3 protein-coding genes and 2 pseudogenes are annotated in these 3159 nt (G+C 69.6%); 4 read left to right on the forward strand and 1 reads right to left on the reverse strand.

The annotated features are described in order from the left end of the window. The 3 genes and pseudogenes from ACN4EK_RS32285 to ACN4EK_RS32295 form a co-directional block, all read left to right on the forward strand. The coding region (locus ACN4EK_RS32285) for a CbiQ family ECF transporter T component (RefSeq protein ID WP_431662545.1) at positions 1-1144 on the forward strand (1144 nt) is incomplete at its 5' end. A gap of 78 nt (positions 1145-1222) precedes the next feature. Next, positions 1223-1789: a biotin transporter BioY gene (locus tag ACN4EK_RS32290; RefSeq protein WP_431662546.1), complete on the forward strand. Its 567-nt coding sequence runs from the start codon at positions 1223-1225 to the stop codon at positions 1787-1789. Positions 1790-1817: 28 nt separating this feature from the next. Continuing rightward, positions 1818-1958 (forward strand): annotated as a pseudogene (locus ACN4EK_RS32295) (phosphoribosylamine--glycine ligase); the annotation flags it as partial. A gap of 51 nt (positions 1959-2009) precedes the next feature. On the opposite strand, the pseudogene ACN4EK_RS32300 reads toward ACN4EK_RS32295, so the two are convergent. Beyond that, positions 2010-2360: pseudogene (locus ACN4EK_RS32300) on the reverse strand (aldehyde dehydrogenase family protein); the annotation flags it as partial. A gap of 38 nt (positions 2361-2398) precedes the next feature. On the opposite strand from ACN4EK_RS32300, the gene ACN4EK_RS32305 reads away from it, so the two are divergent. Further along, positions 2399-2968: a hypothetical protein gene (locus ACN4EK_RS32305; protein WP_431662547.1), complete on the forward strand. Its 570-nt coding sequence runs from the start codon at positions 2399-2401 to the stop codon at positions 2966-2968. Positions 2969-3159 lie beyond the last annotated feature (191 nt).

The following is a 3159-nucleotide window of genomic DNA, read 5'->3' on the forward strand; positions in this document are numbered from 1 at the left end:
CCGCAAGGACGGCCGGGCGGCCCGCCGGCGCGTCGGCTTCGTCTTCCAGAATCCGGATCACCAGATCGTCTATCCCCTCGTCGAGGAGGACGTCGCCTTCGGCCTGCGCAATCTCGGCCTACGCGGGCGCGAACTCGAAGAACGGGTCGCGCAGGCGCTCGCGCGCTTCGGCCTCGCCCATCTGGCCAAGCGGTCGGCGCATCTCCTCAGCGGCGGCGAGAAGCAGATGCTGGCGCTCGCCGGCGTCCTGGCGATGGACCCGGCGACGATCGTGCTCGACGAGCCGACGACGCTGCTCGACCTGCGCAACAAGAAGCGGATCGCGAGCGCCCTCGCCTCCCTCGACCAGCAGGTCGTGATGGTGACGCACGATCTCGACCCTCGCCGGTTTCGACCGCGTCATCGTCTTCGAAGCCGGCCGCGTCGTCGCCGACGGGCCTCCGGGCGAGGCCGTCGCGGCCTATGTCGCCATGATGGAGGCGTGATGCTCGGGCTCTATCACGACGCGTCGAGCCCGATCCATCGCCTGCGGGCGGGGGCCAAGATCGTCGCGCTCGCGATCGGCGCGGGGCTCGTCTTCGCGGCGGACGGATGGATCGCGTTCGCGGGCGCCGGCCTCGTCGCGGCCATGGGCTTCGCCGTCGCGCGCATTCCGGCGCGTCTCGCCTTCGCGCAGATCAAGCCGGCGCTCTGGATCCTCGGGGCGATCTTCCTGTTTCACGGGCTGATCGGCGAGTGGCGGACCGGCGCCGTCGTCGTGACGCGTTTCGTCGTCGTCCTCTCCATGGCGAGCCTCGTGACGCTGACGACGCGCGTCTCGGACATGATGGCGGCGATCGAGCGCGGGCTTTCGCCTCTGCGCCGTCTCGGCGTGAACCCCGCGACCGCCGCGCTTTGCCTCTCCATGGCGATCCGCTTCGTTCCGGTTCTCGCCAACGAAGCCGCCGCCGTGCGCGAGGCGCAGCGCGCGCGGGGGCTGGAGCGTTCGCTCACCGCCCTCGCCTCGCCGCTGATCCTGCGCGCCCTGCGCATGGCGGACACGGTCGCGGAGGCCCTGCACGCACGCGGATACGATCCGGACGCCGGCGCGTCGTCCACAAGCGCGGCGGACCGCAAAACGTCGAAGGAGCGGCATGGCGATTGACCGCGAAGCGCCCCGGGCATAAGCACAAGCTTCGATTGCGCGTTTTCGCCGCACCGACAGCATGATTGGAGACCGCCGATGAACAGCCCGATCGCCCGGACCCGTGACCTCGCTTATGTCGCGCTTTTCGCCGCGCTCATCGCCGCGCTCGGGCTGATCCCGGCGATCCCCCTGCCCTTCATTCCCGCTCCGATCACGGCGCAGACGCTCGGCGTGATGCTCGCCGGCGCGGTCCTGGGCTCACGGCGCGGCGGGCTCGCGGTCCTCGTCTTCCTCGCCCTCGTCGCCATCGGCCTGCCCCTGCTGCCCGGCGGACGGGGCGGGCTCGCCGTCTTCGCGGGGCCGACCGCGGGCTTCCTCTTCGGATGGCCGATCGGCGCGTTCGTCGTGGGCGCGTTGATGGAGCGTTTCTGGGATCGGGTCGACTTTGTTATGGCGATGTTCTTCAGCGTCGTGGGCGGCGTGTTCGTGATCTATGCCTCCGGCATCGCCTGGCTGATCGCTGTCGTCGGCGTGGCGCCGCTCGCCGCGCTGACGGGCTCCCTCGCCTTCATTCCGGGCGACCTGATCAAGGCCGTCGTCTGCGCTTCTGTTGCGATGACGGTCAAACGCGCTTATCCGCTGATCGCGCAAAGCCGGGCGTGATGCGCCCGAAGGGATTTCGGAGAGCGGCATGAACATCCTTCTGATCGGATCAGGCGGGCGCGAGCACGCGCTGGCGTGGGGCCTCGCGGCGAGCCCGCTTTGCGAGAGCCTCCATTGCGCGCCCGGCAACCCCGGCACGGAGAAGCTCGGCCGCAACGTAGCCCTCGACGTCTCGGATCACGACGCCGTCCGCGCCTATTGCCGGGAGAACGGCGTCGGCCTCGTCGTCGAACGGGATGACGGACATGACCGGTCCGAAGATCTCCTCCTGGGCGATGCGCATCTCGTTGCGGACGCCGGTGAAGATGACCGGCTCGTGGAAGAAGCCGCCGTCTCCGGTCAGACCGCCGTCCAGGGCGACGTCCACGCCCTCGGAGCGGCCGAGGTCGACGTAACCGGCGACGCGATCGAGCTGGGTCTGCGAGACGAGCGGACCCAGCGTGGCCGAGGGGTCGAACACGTGCCCGACCGTGACCGCACGGCTGGCCTCGACCATCGCGGCGACGAACTCATCGTGGATGGAGCGATGGACGAGCACGCGCGAGCCCGCCGTGCAGATCTGTCCCTGCCCGCTCCAGACCGCGGCGGGTCAAGCACCACGGTTGCCGTATGGAGGCGTTGCCGGTCACTAGCCGAGACGCTGGCGACGAGGGCTCGCAACCAACGGTCAACTCGACCGCTCACGGCCTGGGCCCCCACCCATTCAGCAAGATTCTCGGCCGCATGATCGGTCGCCCGCTCATCGGCCTCGACGCTCGTGATGCGGGTCTGCGGGCCCCAGTGGTCGGCGACCGCGGCCGCGAACAGGCCGACACCGCCGTAGAGGTCGAGGTTGTCGGCCCGCGGATCGAAACGGTCGACGTCAACGGCCTGCTGCACGGCCAAGCTCAGCACGCTCGGAGCCTGCCGGTGCACCTGCCAGAATCCGGTGTCATCGAGCCGAAACTCGCGCTCACCGACGCGCTCGACGATCACCGAGGGAGCCTGTTCGCCGAGCACCAACCGGGGTTCTCCGACACTGGGCGCGAGAACGTCAACTGTCGCGAAGCCCTCGAAGCGCTCTGTGAAGGGAATGGCGGCCTGCACCTGCGGACTCGCGAGAGGAGCATCCGTCACCGGAATGACGGTGTGCGAGCGGGCCGCCATCGGTCCAACCCGCCCGTCGGAGTCGACGTGTAAGCGGATGCGCGTTCGCCAACCGAGGCCGTTCGCCGCGTCATCACCGGGAAGGGCCTCCACCGGCGTCTCGCGGTCGAGTCCGGCCATGCGCTGCAGTGACTCGGCAATCACCTGAGCCTTCAACGCGCGTTGGTGAGCCAGAGCGATGTGACCGAACTCGGCTCCCCCGGCGCGAGTGCGCGGGTCACGGT

The organism is Pantanalinema rosaneae CENA516, from assembly GCF_050753385.1.
Taxonomy (GTDB): Bacteria; Cyanobacteriota; Cyanobacteriia; order Leptolyngbyales; family Leptolyngbyaceae; genus Pantanalinema; species Pantanalinema rosaneae.

What these genes read in the sequence shown, in the direction of transcription:
- ACN4EK_RS32305 (WP_431662547.1), top strand. Translation starts at nt 2,399, where the DNA reads ATGGAGGCGTTGCCGGTCACTAGCCGAGACGCTGGCGACGAGGGCTCG.
- ACN4EK_RS32290 (WP_431662546.1), top strand. Translation starts at nt 1,223, where the DNA reads ATGAACAGCCCGATCGCCCGGACCCGTGACCTCGCTTATGTCGCGCTT.